The organism is Nocardioides campestrisoli, from assembly GCF_013624435.2.
Classification (GTDB): Bacteria; Actinomycetota; Actinomycetes; order Propionibacteriales; family Nocardioidaceae; genus Nocardioides; species Nocardioides campestrisoli.
The window spans coordinates 3,382,258-3,398,842 of record NZ_CP061768.1 but is presented as its reverse complement, the minus strand read 5'-3'; the positions used below and the strand labels follow the sequence as shown (position 1 = coordinate 3,398,842).

The following is a 16,585-nucleotide window of genomic DNA, read 5'->3' as shown; positions in this document are numbered from 1 at the left end:
GATGTGGGCATGAACACTGGCCGTTCCCCCCGCCCCGAGTCCGCCCCGACCGGGGTCCTGGTCCTGGCGGCGACCCCGATCGGTCAGCTCGGCGACGCCCCGCCCCGGCTGGCCCAGGAGCTGGCCGCCGCCGACGTGGTCGCCGCGGAGGACACCCGCCGGTTCCGCCGGCTCACCAGCGACCTCGGGCTGGAGGTCAACGGCCGGGTCGTCTCCTACTTCGAGGGCAACGAGCAGGCGCGCACCCCGGCGCTGCTCGACTCCCTGCTGGCCGGCGAGCGGGTGGTGCTGGTCACCGACGCCGGGATGCCCAGCGTCTCCGACCCCGGCTACCGGCTGGTCGTCGCGGCCGTCGAGCACGACCTGCGGGTGACCGCGGTGCCCGGCCCGAGCGCGGTGCTGACCGCGCTCGCGGTCTCCGGGCTCCCGGTCGACCGGTTCTGCTTCGAGGGCTTCCTGCCCCGCAAGGCCGGGGAGCGGGCCCGGCGGCTGGCGTCGCTGGCCGCGGAGGAGCGGACGATGGTCTTCTTCGAGGCCCCGCACCGGACCCAGGCCGCCCTGGAGGCGCTCGCCGAGGCCTTCGGCGACGAGCGGCCGGCGGCGATCTGCCGGGAGCTGACCAAGACCCACGAGGAGGTGCGCCGGGGCGGGCTGCGCGAGCTGGCCCGGTGGGCGGCCGACGGGGTGCGCGGCGAGGTGACGCTGGTGGTCTCCGGGGCCGAGTCGGTGGCCGAGGTCTCCGCCGACCCCGAGAGCCTGCTGGCCGCCGTTTGCGCGCTGGAGGAGCAGGGCACGTCCCGGAAGGAGGCCATCGCCGAGGTGGCGCGCCGGGCCGGAGTGCCGAAGCGGGACGTCTACGAGGTGGTGCACGTGCGATGACGAGGATCGAGACCTTCACCCACGACGGGTTGACCTTCGACGTCCGCGACGGTGGTCCGCTCGACGGCGAGCCGGTGGTGCTGCTGCACGGCTTCCCCGAGCGCTCCGACAGCTGGGACGACGTCCGCGCGCTGCTGCACGCCGAGGGCCTGCGCACCTTCGCACCCGACCAGCGCGGCTACTCGCCGAGAGCCCGGCCCTTCGGCCGGTGGGCCTACCGGCTCGACCGACTGGTCGAGGACGTCGTCTCCCTGGTCGACCGGATCGGCAGCCCGGTGCACCTGGTCGGGCACGACTGGGGCGCGGTCGTCGCCTGGGCGCTGGCCGTCCGGCGGCCCGAGGTGGTGCGGTCGCTGACCGCCGTCTCGGTGCCGCACCCCGGCGCCATGTTCTGGGCGGTGCGGCACGGGCCGCAGGCGGCGAAGTCCTGGTACGTCGGTCTGTTCTTCCTCCCGGTGCTGGTCGAGTCGCTGGTGCGGGTGCGCCCGGACGCCTTCGACACCGCGCTGCTCAAGGGCGGGATGCGCCCCGAGGACGTGGCCCGGGTGCAGGCCGAGATCATCGACGACGGCGCGCTCCCCGGCGCGCTGGGCTGGTACCGGGCGCTGCCGTTCGCGCCGCGCGACGTGTCCCGGACCCCGGTGACCGTGCCGACCACCTACGTGTGGAGTGACAGGGACGTCGCGCTGTCCCGCGAGGCGGCGGAGGCCTGCGGCCGGTTCGTCGAGGGCGACTACCGGTACGTGGAGCTCGAGGGGGTCTCCCACTGGGTGCCACGGCAGGCCGCCGACCTGCTCGCCGCCGAGATCGTGGCGCGGGTACGGTCGGGAGGATGAGCGAGGGACCCGTCCGCAGCCGTTCCGCGACCGAGGAGCGCTCCGGCGCGACCCGGGACCGGGCCCGCCCGCCGGCACCCGAGCCGCTGCCGCACCCGGTGGTGGACAACCACTGCCATCTCGACATCGCCGACGGCGACTGGCTGGCCACCGCCGAGGCGATCGCGGCGGCCGCCGAGGTGGGCGTGCCCCGGATCGTCCAGATCGGCTGCGACCTGCCTGGTGCGCGCTGGGCGGTGCAGGCCGCGGCCGAGCACGACGCCCTGGTCGCCGGTGTCGCGCTGCACCCCAACGAGGCGCCGCGGCTGGCCGCCGCCGGCGAGCTGGAGGACGCGCTGGTCGAGATCGAACGGCTCGCCGCCTCCTCCCAGCGGGTGCGTGCGGTGGGGGAGACCGGTCTCGACCTGTTCCGCACGCCGCCCGAGGGGCTGCCGGCGCAGGAGGAGAGCTTCCGTCGCCACATCGACCTGGCCAAGCGGCTGGACAAGACGCTGGTCATCCACGACCGGGACGCGCACGACGAGGTGCTCCGGGTGCTGGACTCCGAGGGCGTGCCCGAGCGCTGGGTGATGCACTGCTTCTCCGGCGACGCCGCCTTCGCCCGGGCCTGCCTGGACCGGGGGGCGTACCTGAGCTTCGCCGGGACGGTGACCTTCAAGAACGCCGACCCGCTGCGCGAGGCGCTCGCCGTCGCGCCCCAGGACCGGGTCCTGGTGGAGACCGACGCGCCCTACCTGACCCCGGTGCCCTACCGCGGCCGGCCCAACGCCTCGTACCTGGTGCCGCTGACGATGCGGGTGATGGCGCAGGTGCGCGCCGACGACCTCGGAGAGCTCTGCGCGGCCGTCGACCGCAACACCGAGGTGGCTTTCGGGGGCTCCTGGTAGGCGAGAGTCTGGTCACGTCCCACGCCTGGATTGCTGCGTTCGGGTTTGCGACCGCCCCGATTCTCGTTATCGTCTCGTGACTGTTGGCCGGGATCGGAACGATGTTTGCCAGCCGGGTCCCGTGTCCTTCTCACCTCACCAGGTGCGGACGTGAGGTCCGTGCTGGTCTCCGAGGCCCGGGAAGTACGACGCTTGGAGAACCGTGCGCGACAAGATCGCACACCTCAGCCGCAGCAATTCCCTGCTGATCGGGCTGGCCGCCCTCGTGGCCGTCGCCCTCGTGGGGACCACGCTCGGCTACACCGCCCTCACCACGTCGGTGACCCTGACGCTGGACGGCGAGACCCGCGAGGTCAGCGCGCTGGGCGACACGGTCGGTGAGGTCCTGGACGCCGAGGGCATCGAGGTCGGTGAGCGCGACGAGGTCGCGCCCGGCCTGGACACCCCGGTCGACGACGGCAGCGAGATCACCGTGGCCTTCAGCCGCCCGCTCGAGCTGGTCGTGGACGGCCGCTCGAAGACGCACTGGGTGACCGCCACCGACGTGGACGGCGCGCTCGCCCAGATCGGCGACCGGTTCCGCGGCGCCGACCTGTCGGTCAGCCGCAGCTCGTCCATCCGCCGGGACGGGCTCGAGCTCGAGGTCGTCACCCCGAAGAAGATCTCCGTCTCGGTCGCCGGCCGCACGGCCAAGAAGCACCGCGTGCCCGCCGTGACCGTGGCCGACGTGCTCGACGAGCTCGACATCGCGGTCGACGGCGACGACGTGGTCAAGCCCGCGCCGAAGCGCAAGGTGGAGCCCGGCGACTCGATCACCGTGACCCGGGTCAAGACCGTCCGCAAGGCCGTCCAGGGGGAGCCGGTCGCCTTCCGCACCGTGGAGGAGAAGGACGCCGACCTGTTCACCGGCGAGAAGTCCGTGGCCCGCGAGGGACGCAAGGGACTGCGCGACGTGGTCTACCAGCTGCGCTACGAGAACGGCGAGCTGGTCGACCGGACCGTCGTCCGCGCCACCGTGCGGCGCAAGCCCACGAACGCGCTGGTCAAGGTCGGCACCAAGTCGACCGGACCCAACTTCGCCGACGGCAACACCGTCTGGGACCGGCTCGCCCAGTGCGAGTCCGGCGGCAACTGGGCGACCAACACCGGCAACGGCTACTACGGCGGGGTGCAGTTCAGCGCCGCCACCTGGCGCTCGGTGGGCGGCACCGGCCTGCCCCACCAGCACAGCCGCGAGGAGCAGATCAAGCGGGCCTCGATCCTGCAGGCCCGGGCGGGCTGGGGCCAGTGGCCGCACTGCTCGGCGCAGCTGGGCCTGCGCTGAGGCGGCTCGTCCCGCGCCGCGGGGCAGGTCATAGGGTGACGGCATGACGACGACACCGCCGCGGCTCCTCGGTCCGGCGGAGGTGCGGCAGCTGGCGGCCGAGCTCGACCTGCGGCCCACCAAGCAGCGCGGCCAGAACTTCGTCATCGACGCCAACACCGTGCGCCGGATCGTGCGCGAGTCCGGGGTCGGCGCCCACGACGTGGTGCTGGAGGTCGGGCCGGGGCTGGGGTCGCTGACCCTGGCCCTGCTCGACGTCGCGGGCCGGGTGGTCGCCGTCGAGCTGGACCCGCTGCTGGCGGACCGGCTGCCCCGCACGATCGCCGAGCACGCGCCCGACCAGGCCGCGTCCTTCGAGCTGGTGCTGGGCGACGCGATGCGGATCACCCAGGTGCCCGGACCGGCCCCGACCGCGCTGGTGGCCAACCTGCCCTACAACGTCTCGGTCCCGGTGCTGCTCCACCTGCTGGCGCTGCTGCCCTCGCTGGAGCGCGGCCTGGTGATGGTGCAGGCCGAGGTCGCCGACCGTCTTGCCGCCCGCCCCGGCTCCAAGGTCTACGGCGTGCCCTCGGTCAAGGCCGCCTGGTACGCCGACGTACGCCGGGCCGGTGCCGTGGGCCGCAACGTCTTCTGGCCCGCGCCCAACGTCGACTCCGGACTGGTCGCCTGGACCCGCCGGGAGCCGCCGACCAGCAGGGCCACCCGGGAGCAGGTCTTCGCGATCGTCGACGCGGCCTTCGCCCAGCGTCGCAAGACCCTGCGCGCGACGCTCAAGCCGCTGGCCGGCTCGTCCGCCGCCGCGGAGGAGGCGCTGCTCGCGGCCGGGGTCGACCCCACGGCCCGCGGCGAGGTGCTCGAGGTCGCCGACTTCGCCCGGATCGCCGAGCAGCTGCCGGTGGTCCCGACGCGGGGGCTCGCCTCGTGATCCGGGCCCTGGAGGACACCCGCTCGGGCGCGCTCACCGTGCGCGCCGCCGCGAAGATCAACCTGCACCTGGGCGTGGGGGCGCCGCGCGAGGACGGGTTCCACCCGCTGGACACCGTCTACCACGCGGTCAGCCTCTACGACGACGTCTCGGTCGCCCCCGCCCAGGAGTGGACGGTGGAGACCGCGCTGGCGGCCTACCTGGAGGGCGTCGAGCTCCCCGGCCCCGGGGAGAACATCGTCGACGCGGTGGGCCGGCTGCTCGACCCGACCGGCGACCGCGCGGCCGCGGTCCGGATCGGCAAGTCGATCCCGGTGGCCGGCGGCATGGCCGGTGGCTCGGCCGACGCGGCCGCCGCGATGGTGGCGCTGGACCGGCTCTGGGACCTGCGCACCCCCGACGACGAGCTGCTGCGCCTGGCCGCCGAGCTGGGCAGCGACGTGCCGTTCGCGCTGCTGGGCGGCACCGCCCGCGGGCAGGGGCGCGGCGAGCTGGTCACCCCGGTGGCCGACCACGGCGACTACGCCTGGGTGCTGGTGCCGTCCGAGCGCGGGCTCTCCACGCCGGAGGTCTACCGGCGCTTCGACGCGCTCTTCCCGGACGCCTCCCCGGAGCCGCCGTCGCCGACGCGCGTGCTGGAGGCCCTCTCGTACGGCGATGCCGGCCGCCTGGCGATCGCCCTGCGCAACGACCTGGAGCCGGCCGCGCTGGACCTGCGGCCCGATCTGGTCGGCGTGCTGGAGCGCGGCGAGGCCGAGGGGGCGCTGCGCGGCATCGTCTCCGGCTCCGGGCCGACCTGCGCGTTCCTGTGCGAGTCGCACGAGTCGGCGCAGACGGTGGCCGACGCGATGACCGGCGCGGGGCAGCTGGCCCTGCTGGCGCTCGGCCCGGTGGCCGGCGCCCACGTGGTGGAGGTTCTCTGATGGCGGGCCCACGCCCCAACCTGCTCAACCTGGAGCGGGTCTCGAAGTCCTACGGCATCCGGCCGCTGCTCGACGACGTCTCCCTGGGGATCGGCGCGGGGGAGCGGATCGGCATCGTCGGCCGCAACGGCGACGGCAAGACCACGCTGCTCGAGGTGATGACCGGGATCGAGGAGCCGGACTCCGGCCGGGTCTCGCGCACCGGCGGCCTGGACGTCGGCTACCTGCACCAGGGCGACGAGCTGGTCGAGACCCACACCGTCCGGGAGGCGGTGCTGGGCGGCAAGGCCGACCACGAGTGGGCGGCCGACCCGACGGCGCGCGGCGTGGTCCGCGAGCTGCTCACCGGCATCGACCTGGACCGTCCGGTGCTCGGCCTCTCCGGCGGCGAGCGGCGTCGCTGCGCCCTGGCCGCGCTCCTGCTGACCCCGCACGACCTGGTGGTGCTCGACGAGCCCACCAACCACCTCGACGTCGAGGCCGTCGCCTGGCTCGCCGAGCACGTCAAGAACCTCTCCTCGGCCCTGGTGGTCGTCACCCACGACCGCTGGTTCCTCGACGAGGTCTGCGAGACCACGTGGGAGGTGCACGACGGCCAGGTCGACTCCTACGAGGGCGGGTACGCCGCGTTCGTGCTGGCCAAGGCCGAGCGGCAGCGGCAGGCGGCGGCCTCCGAGACCCGCCGGCAGAACCTGGTCCGCAAGGAGCTCGCCTGGCTGCGCCGCGGGGCTCCCGCGCGCACCTCGAAGCCGAAGTTCCGGATCGACGCGGCCAACCAGCTGATCGAGGACGTCCCCCCGCCCCGGGACCGCCTCGAGCTGCAGCGCTTCGCCACCCAGCGGCTCGGCAAGGACGTGTTCGACGTCGAGGACGTCGACCTCTTCCGCGGCGAGCGGCAGCTGCTCTCGCACGCGACCTGGCGGCTCGGCCCCGGTGACCGGATCGGCCTGGTCGGTGTCAACGGCGCGGGCAAGACCTCGGTGCTCTCCCTGCTCACCGGTGACCTCGCGCCGACGGCCGGACGGGTCAAGCGCGGACGCACGGTGGCGTTGCAGCACCTCGGTCAGCAGCTCGACGACCTCGACCCCGCGGGCCGGGTGCTGGACACCGTGGAGTCGGTACGCCGGGTCACCCGGACCCTGGACGGCCAGGAGCTGACCGCCACCTCGATGCTGGAGCGGTTCGGCTTCACCGGCGACCGGTTGACCGCGCGGATCGGAGACCTCTCCGGCGGCGAACGGCGCCGGTTCCAGCTGCTGCGGCTGCTGCTGAGCGAGCCCAACGTGCTGCTGCTCGACGAGCCGACCAACGACCTGGACATCGAGACCCTCAACGTCCTCGAGGACTTCCTCGACGCCTGGCCCGGCACGCTGGTGGTGGTCTCCCACGACCGCTACTTCCTCGAGCGCGTCACCGACTCGGTCTGGGCGCTGCTCGGCGACGGCAAGGTCTCGATGCTGCCCCGCGGCGTCGACGAGTACCTCGAGCGCCGGCAGGCCCTGCTGGCGCGCGAGGCGACGCAGAACCAGCAGACCTCCGCCCAGACCTCCGCGCCGGCACCGGAGAAGGTGCGCGCCGGCGGCGCCGAGGAGCGCGCCGCGCGCAAGACGATGGCCCGGATCGACAAGCAGCTGGCCAAGATCACCGCGCAGGAGGCCAGCCTCAACGAGCAGATCCTGGCGGCGGGGCAGGACTACGAGCGGATGGGCGCCCTGAGCGCCGAGCTCCAGGAGCTGGCCGCCCAGCGCGAGGAGCTGGAGCTGGAGTGGCTGGAGGCCGCCGAGCAGGTCGAGTGATCAGCTGAAGGGGCGCATCAGGCGGCGCAGCAGCCCGGCCAGCTGGGCCCGGTCGTGGTCGGGCAGGTCGGCGAGCAGGGCCGACTCGGCGGCGAGCAGCGCCTCGAAGGCGCCGTCGACGGCCACCTTGCCCTCGGGGGTCAGCCGGACCAGCACGCCGCGGCGGTCGTGCGGGTCGGGCAGCCGCTCCACGAAGCCGCGCCCGGTCAGCCGGTCGACCCGGTTGGTCATCGTCCCGCTGGTCACCAGGGTCTCGCGCAGCAGCCGGCCGGGGGAGAGCTCGTAGGGGTCCCCGGCCCGCCGCAGGGCGGCCAGCACGTCGAACTCCCAGGACTCGATCTCGTGGGCGGCGAAGGCGGACTTGCGGGCCAGGTCCAGGTGCCGGGCCAGCCGGCCGATCCGGCTGAAGACCTCAACGGGGGCGAGGTCGAGGTCGCTGCGCTCACGCGCCCAGGCATCCACCAGGTCGTCGACTTCGTCCCTCATGGGCCGATCCTAGCCGAGTCGAGAATCTTGATGTCGAGACAGGTATGCCTTCAGTCGCCGAGCAGGTGCGGGTCGCGCTCCATCCCGGACAGCCCGTTCCAGGCGAGGTTGACCAGGTGGGCCGCGACGACCTCCTTGGCCGGCTCCCGGGTGTCGAGCCACCACTGGCCGACCATCGCGACCATGCCGACCAGCATCTGGGCGTACATCGGCGCGACCCGGGGGTCGAGCTCCTTCTCCTTGAACTTCGTCATCAAGATGCCCTCGACCCGGCTCGTGACGTCGCCGATGATCGAGCGGAAGGACGAGCTGGAGGCGCCGATCGGGCTGTCGCGCACCAGGATCCGGAAGCCGTCGGGGTTGGCCTCCACGAAGTCCAGCAGAGCCGCCGCCGCCGACTGGAGCAGCTCGCGGGAGGTGCCGTTGGTCAGCGAGTCGCGCATGGTCGTGAGCAGCTGGGTGACCTCGCGGTCCACCACGACGGCGTAGAGCCCCTCCTTGCCGCCGAAGTGCTCGTAGACGACCGGCTTGGAGACCCCGGCCCGGGTCGCGACCTCCTCGATCGCGGTCCCGTCGAAGCCGCGCTCGGCGAAGAGCCCCCGCGCGACCTCGACCAGCTGCTCGCGGCGCTCGGTCCCGGTCATCCGGGGGCTCTTCTTCTTGGCGCTCATCAGCGCAGGGTGTCGCTGTCGAAGCCCGGGCCCACCGGCCCGGCCGTGCCGGTGCCGTCGCCGACCATCGAGACCTGGAGCACGTCCTTCTCGCCGACCAGGCGCTTCTGCACCTTCGTGGCGATCCAGGTGAGGATCAGGTTGACGACCACGTAGACCGCGGTGATCACGATCGCGGTCGGCACCTGGTTCTGGAACTCCAGGTAGATCGGCTTGGCCACCGCGGTCAGGCCGGGGGCGAGGATGTAGTAGCCCAGGCTGGTGTCCTTGAGCGCGACCACCATCTGGCTGATGATCGCGGGCAGCATGATCTTCACCGCCTGCGGGAGCAGGATCAGGACCATCACCTGCGACTTGCGCATGCCGATCGCGTACGCCGCCTCCGCCTGGCCGGCGGGCACCGCGTTGATCCCCGCGCGGAAGACCTCGGCCAGCACCGAGCCGTTGTAGAGGGTCAGCGCGATCACCACGCACCAGAACGAGCTCAGCGGCCCGTTGCCGATCGCGAGGAGGAAGAAGAGGAAGATCATCAGCAGCAGCACCGGGGTGGCCCGGAAGAACTCCACGACCAGCCAGGCGGGCCAGCGGACCCACACGTGGTCGGAGAGCTTGGCCACGCCGAAGACCAGCCCGAAGACGGTGGCGAAGATGATCGAGAAGAACGCCATCTGCAGCGTCCGGAGCAGCCCGTCGACCAGGATGAACTCGAGGTACTGCGGGGTGACGAAGGGCTCCCAGAGCTCGTACTCGAGCTGGCCGCGGTCGTAGAGACGCCACACGGCGAAGGCGACCAGGGCGACCAGCGCGACGACGCTGACGACCGAGTAGAGACGGTGCCGGGCAACGGTCTTCGGCCCGGGGGCGTCGAAGAGGATGGACGCGCTCATCGGGCCACCCGGACCTTCCGCTCGATCGCGTAGGACGAGAGGGCCACGACCTCCACGATGATGATGTAGCCGATCGCGAAGGCGAGGAAGATCCCCATCTTCTGGTCGGAGTAGTTGTTGGTGAACGAGCGCATCGTGGCGACCGCCTCCGCCATGCCGAACGCCGCGGCGACCGAGGTGTTCTTGATCAGCGCCACCTGGACGCTGGTCATCGGGGGGATCGAGGCCGCGATGGCCTGGGGGAGCACGACCAGCCGCATCGACTGGGTGAAGGTCAGCCCGATGGCCCGGCCGGCCTCGGCCTGGCCGAGGGGGACGGCGTTGACGCCGGAGCGCAGGGCCTCGCAGACGAACGCCGAGGTGTAGAGCGTCAGGGCCAGGCAGGACCGGAAGAAGAAGGAGGAGACCTCGTAGCCGGCGATGGAGAAGTTCTCGACGACCTTGAAGGTGTAGCCCAGCTTGGGCATCGCGATCGCCATGAAGATGAAGATCATCAGCAGCGGGGTGTTGCGGAAGAGCGTCACGTAGAGCGCGGCCGCCTTGCGCAGGATCGAGACCGGGCCGACCCGGAAGGTGGCCAGGATCGTGCCGAGGACCATCGAGGCCAGCCCGGAGACGACGAACAGGCCGATCGTCAGGCCGAAGGCCTTCAGGTACTCGTCGAAGTTCGAGAACACCGCGTCCATCGTGCGGTGGCTCCTCTCAGTGGGAGGGTCGGACGGTGCCGACGGACCCGGGGGTCCGTCGGCACCGTCGTCAGGGTCTGGCGGAGCGTGCGCGTCAGGCGCAGGCGTCCATCTCCGGAGCCTCGGGGGTCTCCACGCCGGACTGGCCCAGCGTCGCCTCGAAGGCGTCGGCCCAGGCGCCGTCCTCCTGCGCCTCGGTCAGCGTGTCGGTGATCCACTGGCACATCTCGGGGCTGTCGGGGCTGTAGCCCACGCCGTACCGCTCCTCGGAGAACGGGTCGACGACGACCTTGAGCTCATCGGGGTTCTGCGCGGCGTAGCCGAGCAGGATGGCGCCGTCGGTGGTCATCGCGTCGACGGTGCCGTCGAGCACCTGGTCCACGCACTCGGAGTAGGTGTCGAAGCCGCGGGGCTTGGCGCCCGCGGCCTTGATGTTGTCCAGCGAGGTGGAGCCGGTGACCGAGCAGACCTCGGAGCCCTTGACGTCGTCGAGGGACTCGATGTCGCTGTCGGAGCGGACCAGCAGCTGCTGGCCGGTCACGTAGTACGGCCCGGCCTGGCCGACGACCTTGCGACGGTCGTCGGTGATCGAGTACGACGCGATGACCAGGTCGACCTCGCCCTCCTGGAGGAAGGGCTCACGGTTGTCGGAGATGGTCTCCTTCCACTCGATGCCCTCGGGCGCGATGCCGAGGTCGGCGGCGAGGATCTTGCCGATCTCCGGGTCGAAGCCCTTCGGGGAGTCGTCGGTGGCGCCCTTGAAGCCGATGCCGGGCTGGTCGTACTTGACGCCGATGACGATCTTGCCGTCCTCGGCGAGCTCCTTCATCCGGGTGCCGTCGTCGAACTCCTCGGCGGCGTTGTCCTGCACCTCGACGTCGGCGGTCTCGGTGTCGTCGTCGCCGGCGTCACCGCAGGCCGACAGGCTCAGCGCCAGCGCTGCTCCCACGACGAGGGCCTTGCTCCTGATGAATCGCATGCTCTCTCCCTTGTTTCTACTTCGGATGATGAGTGGTGCGTCGGGGCAGCCGGGGGCTCAGTGCTTGAGGATCTTGCCGAGGAAGTCCTTGGCCCGGTCCGACTGCGGGTTGGTGAAGAACTGCTCGGGGGTGTTCTCCTCGACGATGGCGCCGTCGGCCATGAAGACCACCCGGTCGCCCGCGGTCCGCGCGAAGCCCATCTCGTGGGTGACCACGACCATGGTCATGCCCTGCTGGGCGAGGTCGACCATGACGTCGAGGACCTCCTTGATCATCTCCGGGTCGAGCGCGGAGGTGGGCTCGTCGAAGAGCATCACCTTCGGCTCCATCGCCAGGGCGCGAGCGATCGCGACGCGCTGCTGCTGGCCGCCGGAGAGCTGGGCGGGGTACTTCTGCGCCTGGTGCGCGACGCCCACCCGCTCGAGCAGCTCCATGGCGCGCTTCTCGGCCGCGGACTTGTCCTGCTTGCGGACCTTGATCGGCCCGAGGGTGACGTTCTCCAGGATCGTCTTGTGCGCGAAGAGGTTGAAGGACTGGAAGACCATGCCCACCTCGGCGCGCAGGTTGGCCAGCGCCTTGCCCTCCTGGGGCAGCGGCTGACCGTCCAGGGTGATCGTGCCCTGGTCGATCGTCTCCAGCCGGTTGATCGCCCGGCACAGGGTGGACTTGCCCGACCCGGAGGGGCCGATGACCACGACCACCTCACCGCGCTTGATCTGCAGGTCGATGTCCTGCAGCACGTGCAGCTGCCCGAACCACTTGTTGACACCCTGCAGGCTGACCAGCGCATCCCCGGGCGGGGTCTTCTCGGACTCCGTCATTGGCGCAACCTATCCACACCTAGCCGCCGGAGGCATCCTGAGAAGGCCGCGTTGACCGAATCGTGACCATCACGTAGTGCGGGTGCGGTCGCAATTCATGGGCGTCCGCGGGGCCGCCGTACCCTGGGGAGGCCATGACTGCCACGCCCCAGACCCCCGCGCGCACCTACGAGGTCCGCACCTACGGGTGCCAGATGAACGTCCACGACTCCGAGCGGCTCACCGGCCTCCTGGAGGACGCGGGCTACGCCGCCGCACCCGCGGGCGAGCAGGCCGACGTCGTCGTCTTCAACACCTGTGCCGTCCGGGAGAACGCGGACAACAAGCTCTACGGCAACCTCAGCCACCTGGCGCCGGTCAAGGCGAAGCGCCCGGGCATGCAGATCGCCGTCGGCGGCTGCATGGCGCAGAAGGACCGGGACACGATCGTGGAGCGTGCGCCGTACGTCGACGTCGTCTTCGGCACCCACAACATCGGCTCGCTGCCCGCGCTGCTCGACCGGGCGCGCTCCCAGGAGGAGGCGCAGGTCGAGATCCTCGAGTCGCTCTCGGTCTTCCCCTCGACGCTGCCGACCAAGCGCGACTCCGCCTACGCGGCCTGGGTGTCGATCTCGGTCGGCTGCAACAACACCTGCACGTTCTGCATCGTCCCGTCGCTGCGCGGCAAGGAGACCGACCGGCGTCCCGGCGACATCCTCGCCGAGATCCGCGCCCTGGTCGCCGAGGGCGTCACCGAGGTGACGCTGCTGGGCCAGAACGTCAACGCGTACGGGGTCGAGTTCGGCGACCGTCAGGCCTTCTCCAAGCTGCTGCGCGCCTGCGGTGAGATCGAGGGGCTGGAGCGGGTGCGCTTCACCTCCCCGCACCCGGCGGAGTTCACCGACGACGTGATCGAGGCGATGGCGCAGACGCCCAACGTGATGCCGCAGCTGCACATGCCGCTCCAGTCCGGCTCGGACCGGGTGCTCAAGGCGATGCGCCGTTCCTACCGGCAGGCGAAGTTCCTCGGCATCATCGAGCGGGTGCGTGCCGCGATGCCGCACGCGGCGATCAGCACCGACATCATCGTCGGCTTCCCCGGCGAGACCGAGGAGGACTTCCAGGCCACCCTGGACGTCGTCCGCCGGGCCCGGTTCGCCAACGCCTACACCTTCCAGTACTCCATCCGCCCCGGCACGCCGGCCGCGACCATGCCCGACCAGATCGCCCCCGAGGTGGTCAAGGACCGCTACCAGCGGCTGGTCGCGGTGGTCGAGGAGATCGCCTGGGAGGAGAGCAAGAAGCTCGTCGGCAGGACCGTCGAGCTGATGGTCTCCGAGGGGGAGGGGCGCAAGGACCGGGCCACCGCGCGGCTCTCGGGCCGCGGCCCGGACAACCGGCTGGTCCACTTCGCCGCCGACTTCTCCGGGGTCGAGGCCGACTCCGTGCGTCCCGGCGACATGGTCACCGTCCAGGTCACCTACGCCGCGCCGCACCACCTGGTCGCCGACGGCCCGGTGCTGGCCGTGCGCCGTACGCGCGCCGGTGACGCCTGGGAGCGGCGTACGTCGGCGCCCCCCGCCCCGTCCGGCGTCGGGCTGGGCATGCCGAGCATCGGCGCCCCCGCGCCGCTGCCGCCCGCGCCCGCCTGCGGCTAGCGCAGGCCGGGGTCCTGCTCGTCCGGCTCCTCGCCGTGCGCGCGGGGGTCCGCCTCGGGGTACGCGGACTTGCGGCCCATCCGCGCCGGGTTGCCCGGCTCCTGGCCGTCCGCGGTCTGCTCGGGCGGCGCGTCCTCGCCCGGCCCGAACTCGTCGGGGGAGACATCGCGGAGCCCGTCGGTGGACCGCTGCCCGGGGCCGGTGTGACCGACCCGCTCGCTGCTCACCCCGATCCCGCCCTCGAGGTGGTCGGGGCCGGCGCCGTTGGGGTTGGAGCCCTCCAGGGACTCGGCGACGTCGGGATCGACGCGGGGCTCCCCGTGCTCGGGTCGGTGCTCCTGCTTGCGCTCGTCGCTCATGCCGGGGGCTCGTCCTCGGTGTCGTCCTCGCCGGAGACCTTGCCGTCGTCCGGCGCCTGTTCCTTGTCCTGGTCGGGCTCGGTGATCTCGTCCGGGACCACGTCCTCGTCGACGGCCGCGTTGCTCGAGGGGTCCAGGTCGTGGCCGAGGGTGGCCGGCTCCTCCGGGATCACGGCGTCGACGCCTCCGGGGTAGAGCTCGGGCTCCTCGGTGGTGGGCGTGGGCTGCTCGCCGATCCCGTCGTTCATGTGTGCTCCTGGTCGAATCCGAAGGTCAGGTACTTCACCTCTGTGCCCAGATTCGCCAGGGCCAATCGTTCGTGCGGCACCACCGGGTCCGGCAGGTCGTCGAGCGGGCACCACCGCAGCTCGGCGCACTTCTCCGGCTCCACGATCCGTGGCTCCCCGCGCCAGGAGCGCGCGGAGAAGAAGAAGTCGACCCGCTCGTCGATCGCCAGGTCGTGCCGGGTCCGCTGCATGGTCGCCTCGAACGTCAGCTCGGGCTCGGTGATCGACAGCTCCTCGTACGCCTCGCGGCGGACCGCGTCGTACGCCGTCTCGCCGCGCTCCACGTGGCCGGCGGCCGCGGCCGCCCAGTGCTCGTCCATGTAGCCGGTGCCGCGCCGCAGCTGGAGCAGCACCTCGGTGCCGCCTGTGCCCCCTGCGCCTTCGCGGAGCAGGTAGAGGTAGGAGGCGGGGACGACGACGAAGCGGTCCACCTCAGCCGGTGGGGTTCGACGGGTCGGTGGGCGGGCCGGCCTGGGTCACGCCCTCCTGGCCCTGCTGCAGCTGGTCGGGCAGCTCCTCGCCGTGCTCGCGGGACTGCTCGGCCTCGGCCGTCTCCCCCGGCTGGTCCGAACGCGGGGTGTCCTTCGGTGAGGTCACGGTGGTCCACCTCTTCCTGGGTCGGCAGTTCTCGGTCGGTGGTGCGTGCTTGGCACACTAGCCGCATGCCGAGCGAGGTCCTCCCAGTCGTCGCGGTCGTGGGAGCCACGGCCGCCGGCAAGACCGGTCTCTCCCTCGACCTCGCCGAGCGGCTCGACGGCGAGGTGGTCAACACCGACGCCATGCAGGTCTACCGGGGGATGGGCGTCGGCACCGCCAAGGTGCCGGTCGCCGAGCGCCGCGGCATCCCGCACCACCTGCTCGACCTGATGGGGGTGCGCGAGCCCGCCAACGTCGCCCGGTTCCAGGCACTGGCCCGGCGCACCATCGCCGAGATCCGCGACCGCGGCCGGGTCCCGGTGCTGGTCGGCGGCTCGGCCCTCTACACCCGCGCCGTGCTGGACCGGTTCGAGTTCCCCGGCACCGACGAGGCGCTCCGCCGCCGGCTGGAGGGCGAGCTGGCCGAGGTCGGCCCGGCGGTGCTGCACGCGCGGCTCGCCGAGCGCGATCCCGAGGCGGCCGCCGCCATCCAGGTCGAGAACGGCCGCCGCGTCGTCCGCGCCCTGGAGGTCGTGGAACTGACCGGCCGGCCGTTCAGCGCCAGCCTGCCCCGCCTGGAGTACGTCGACCCGGCCACCGTCCAGATCGGTGTCGACATCGACCGCCCGACCCTGGACGCCCGGATCGAGGAGCGGGTGGCGCAGATGTTCGACCAGGGCTTCGTCGCCGAGGTCGAGCGGCTGCTCGACGAGGGGCTGGAGGACGGACTGACCGCCTCCCGGGCCATCGGCTACCGCGAGGTCGCCGCCGCGCTGCGCGGCGAGCTCACCCTGGCCCAGGCCCAGGAGCGCACGGTGATCGCCACCCGGCGGTTCGCCCGGCGCCAGGACTCCTGGTTCCGCAAGGACCCCCGCGTCACCTGGGTCCGCTTCGACGCCGCGGACCGGGTCGAGCAGGCGCTGGCCGCTATCCGACCGGCGCCACGCTGAGCTCCAACGTGCTCCCGGGTCCGGCCAGCAGCCCGCTGACCAGGGCGTCGCGCGCCGAGGGCAGGTTGAGGAAGGACGCGCCGCAGCGGCGGAACGTGGGCACGGTGAGGTCGCCCGCCAGCGTGGTGGGGGTGAAGATATCGGCCCAGCTCCCGGTCAGGGTGGCGGTCACCTCGCCGCTCGTGCAGGTCTCCCGGACCAGGTTCGTCTCCGGGCTCTCGTCGCGGAACAGCTCGGTCACCTGGACGGCGAACCCGGACCGGACCACCACCGCGCCCTCCCCGTCGGCAGTCGTCCCGCCCGGATCGGTGGTGACGAAGCGGACCCGGGCGGTGGCACCCGGCAGCTCCACCGTGAACGGGGTGCTGGAGAAGTGCAGCCCGCCGTCGATGCTGAAGTCCGGGTTGAGCGTGCCCTCCAGCCGCGTGCCCCAGGGCAGGCGCACGGACGTCTCCCCGCCCGCCAGCGTGGCCGAGCCGGTGGCCAGCCGGGTGAGCGTGTCCCCGGAGTCGGAGTCTGCCGCCGCCGCGGACGGTGCGGCCACCCCCGTGGTCAGGGCCAGGCCGCCGGCCACCAGGGCGCCGAGCATCGAGTGGTGCATGTGGATCTCCCTCC

The 16,585-nt window shown here is 72.3% G+C and carries 20 protein-coding genes; 9 read left to right on the top strand and 11 right to left on the bottom strand.

Translation table 11 applies throughout. The features are described from left to right. Window positions 1-9: 9 nt before the first annotated feature. From rsmI to H8838_RS15935, 7 genes are all read left to right on the top strand, one after another. Window positions 10-879 carry a 16S rRNA (cytidine(1402)-2'-O)-methyltransferase gene (rsmI, locus tag H8838_RS15965; RefSeq protein WP_185994618.1) on the top strand — a complete coding sequence of 290 codons (870 nt, stop codon included), beginning with the start codon at window positions 10-12 and terminating at the stop codon, window positions 877-879. After that, a complete protein-coding gene (locus H8838_RS15960; protein ID WP_181312518.1) occupies window positions 876-1,715 on the top strand; it encodes an alpha/beta fold hydrolase in 840 nt (279 codons plus the stop codon). Before rsmI ends, H8838_RS15960 begins: the two co-directional genes overlap by 4 nt. Next, window positions 1,712-2,602 (top strand): TatD family hydrolase, encoded by an 891-nt coding sequence (locus H8838_RS15955; protein WP_185994619.1) that lies wholly within the window; start codon window positions 1,712-1,714, stop codon window positions 2,600-2,602. Before H8838_RS15960 ends, H8838_RS15955 begins: the two co-directional genes overlap by 4 nt. A gap of 202 nt (window positions 2,603-2,804) precedes the next feature. Then, a complete protein-coding gene (locus H8838_RS20280; protein WP_317983767.1) occupies window positions 2,805-3,926 on the top strand; it encodes a transglycosylase family protein in 1,122 nt (373 codons plus the stop codon). 43 nt (window positions 3,927-3,969) lie between these two features. After that, on the top strand, window positions 3,970-4,851 hold the full coding sequence (rsmA, locus tag H8838_RS15945; RefSeq protein WP_181312520.1) for a 16S rRNA (adenine(1518)-N(6)/adenine(1519)-N(6))-dimethyltransferase RsmA: 882 nt from the start codon (window positions 3,970-3,972) through the stop codon (window positions 4,849-4,851). Next, window positions 4,848-5,774, top strand: coding sequence for a 4-(cytidine 5'-diphospho)-2-C-methyl-D-erythritol kinase (locus H8838_RS15940; RefSeq protein WP_224766183.1), 927 nt, complete (start codon window positions 4,848-4,850; stop codon window positions 5,772-5,774). Before rsmA ends, H8838_RS15940 begins: the two co-directional genes overlap by 4 nt. Continuing rightward, window positions 5,774-7,570, top strand: a complete 1,797-nt coding sequence (locus tag H8838_RS15935; RefSeq protein WP_185994620.1) for an ABC-F family ATP-binding cassette domain-containing protein — start codon at window positions 5,774-5,776, stop codon at window positions 7,568-7,570. Before H8838_RS15940 ends, H8838_RS15935 begins: the two co-directional genes overlap by 1 nt. Here the strand turns inward: H8838_RS15935 and H8838_RS15930 are convergent, their stop codons facing one another. The 6 genes from H8838_RS15930 to H8838_RS15905 form a co-directional block, all read right to left on the bottom strand. Then, window positions 7,571-8,056, bottom strand: coding sequence for a MarR family winged helix-turn-helix transcriptional regulator (locus H8838_RS15930; RefSeq protein WP_181312522.1), 486 nt, complete (start codon window positions 8,054-8,056; stop codon window positions 7,571-7,573). Between the two features lie 50 nt (window positions 8,057-8,106). Beyond that, the gene (locus tag H8838_RS15925; protein WP_181312708.1) at window positions 8,107-8,700 is read right to left on the bottom strand and encodes a TetR/AcrR family transcriptional regulator; all 594 of its coding nucleotides are present in this window, start codon (window positions 8,698-8,700) and stop codon (window positions 8,107-8,109) included. Window positions 8,701-8,726: 26 nt separating this feature from the next. Next, window positions 8,727-9,614, bottom strand: a complete 888-nt coding sequence (locus tag H8838_RS15920) for an amino acid ABC transporter permease (RefSeq protein WP_185994621.1) — start codon at window positions 9,612-9,614, stop codon at window positions 8,727-8,729. Beyond that, window positions 9,611-10,300: an amino acid ABC transporter permease gene (locus H8838_RS15915; RefSeq protein ID WP_181312524.1), complete on the bottom strand. Its 690-nt coding sequence runs from the start codon at window positions 10,298-10,300 to the stop codon at window positions 9,611-9,613. Before H8838_RS15915 ends, H8838_RS15920 begins: the two co-directional genes overlap by 4 nt. A gap of 94 nt (window positions 10,301-10,394) precedes the next feature. Beyond that, a complete protein-coding gene (locus tag H8838_RS15910; protein ID WP_181312525.1) occupies window positions 10,395-11,279 on the bottom strand; it encodes a glutamate ABC transporter substrate-binding protein in 885 nt (294 codons plus the stop codon). Between the two features lie 57 nt (window positions 11,280-11,336). Next, window positions 11,337-12,101 carry an amino acid ABC transporter ATP-binding protein gene (locus tag H8838_RS15905; protein WP_397181004.1) on the bottom strand — a complete coding sequence of 255 codons (765 nt, stop codon included), beginning with the start codon at window positions 12,099-12,101 and terminating at the stop codon, window positions 11,337-11,339. A gap of 134 nt (window positions 12,102-12,235) precedes the next feature. Between H8838_RS15905 and miaB the strand changes: the two genes are divergently transcribed. Continuing rightward, window positions 12,236-13,738, top strand: coding sequence for a tRNA (N6-isopentenyl adenosine(37)-C2)-methylthiotransferase MiaB (miaB, locus tag H8838_RS15900; RefSeq protein WP_185994622.1), 1,503 nt, complete (start codon window positions 12,236-12,238; stop codon window positions 13,736-13,738). Here the strand turns inward: miaB and H8838_RS15895 are convergent. Genes H8838_RS15895 through H8838_RS15880 form a run of 4 tightly spaced genes read right to left on the bottom strand, consistent with a single transcriptional unit; the run spans window position 13,735 to window position 14,981 of the window. Then, complete coding sequence (locus H8838_RS15895; protein ID WP_185994623.1) at window positions 13,735-14,097, bottom strand: hypothetical protein; 363 nt, start codon at window positions 14,095-14,097, stop codon at window positions 13,735-13,737. The two genes, miaB and H8838_RS15895, sit on opposite strands and share 4 nt — an antisense overlap. Continuing rightward, window positions 14,094-14,345, bottom strand: a complete 252-nt coding sequence (locus H8838_RS15890; protein WP_185994624.1) for a hypothetical protein — start codon at window positions 14,343-14,345, stop codon at window positions 14,094-14,096. The genes H8838_RS15895 and H8838_RS15890 overlap by 4 nt, the downstream gene beginning before the upstream one ends. Further along, window positions 14,342-14,815, bottom strand: a complete 474-nt coding sequence (locus H8838_RS15885) for an NUDIX domain-containing protein (RefSeq protein WP_185994625.1) — start codon at window positions 14,813-14,815, stop codon at window positions 14,342-14,344. The genes H8838_RS15890 and H8838_RS15885 overlap by 4 nt, the downstream gene beginning before the upstream one ends. Before the next feature lies 1 nt (window position 14,816). Further along, window positions 14,817-14,981: a hypothetical protein gene (locus tag H8838_RS15880; protein WP_185994626.1), complete on the bottom strand. Its 165-nt coding sequence runs from the start codon at window positions 14,979-14,981 to the stop codon at window positions 14,817-14,819. Between the two features lie 65 nt (window positions 14,982-15,046). On the opposite strand from H8838_RS15880, the gene miaA reads away from it, so the two are divergent. Beyond that, complete coding sequence (gene miaA / locus H8838_RS15875) at window positions 15,047-15,970, top strand: tRNA (adenosine(37)-N6)-dimethylallyltransferase MiaA (RefSeq protein ID WP_185994627.1); 924 nt, start codon at window positions 15,047-15,049, stop codon at window positions 15,968-15,970. Here the strand turns inward: miaA and H8838_RS15870 are convergent. After that, window positions 15,948-16,571 carry a hypothetical protein gene (locus tag H8838_RS15870; RefSeq protein ID WP_185994628.1) on the bottom strand — a complete coding sequence of 208 codons (624 nt, stop codon included), beginning with the start codon at window positions 16,569-16,571 and terminating at the stop codon, window positions 15,948-15,950. The two genes, miaA and H8838_RS15870, sit on opposite strands and share 23 nt — an antisense overlap. Window positions 16,572-16,585 lie beyond the last annotated feature (14 nt).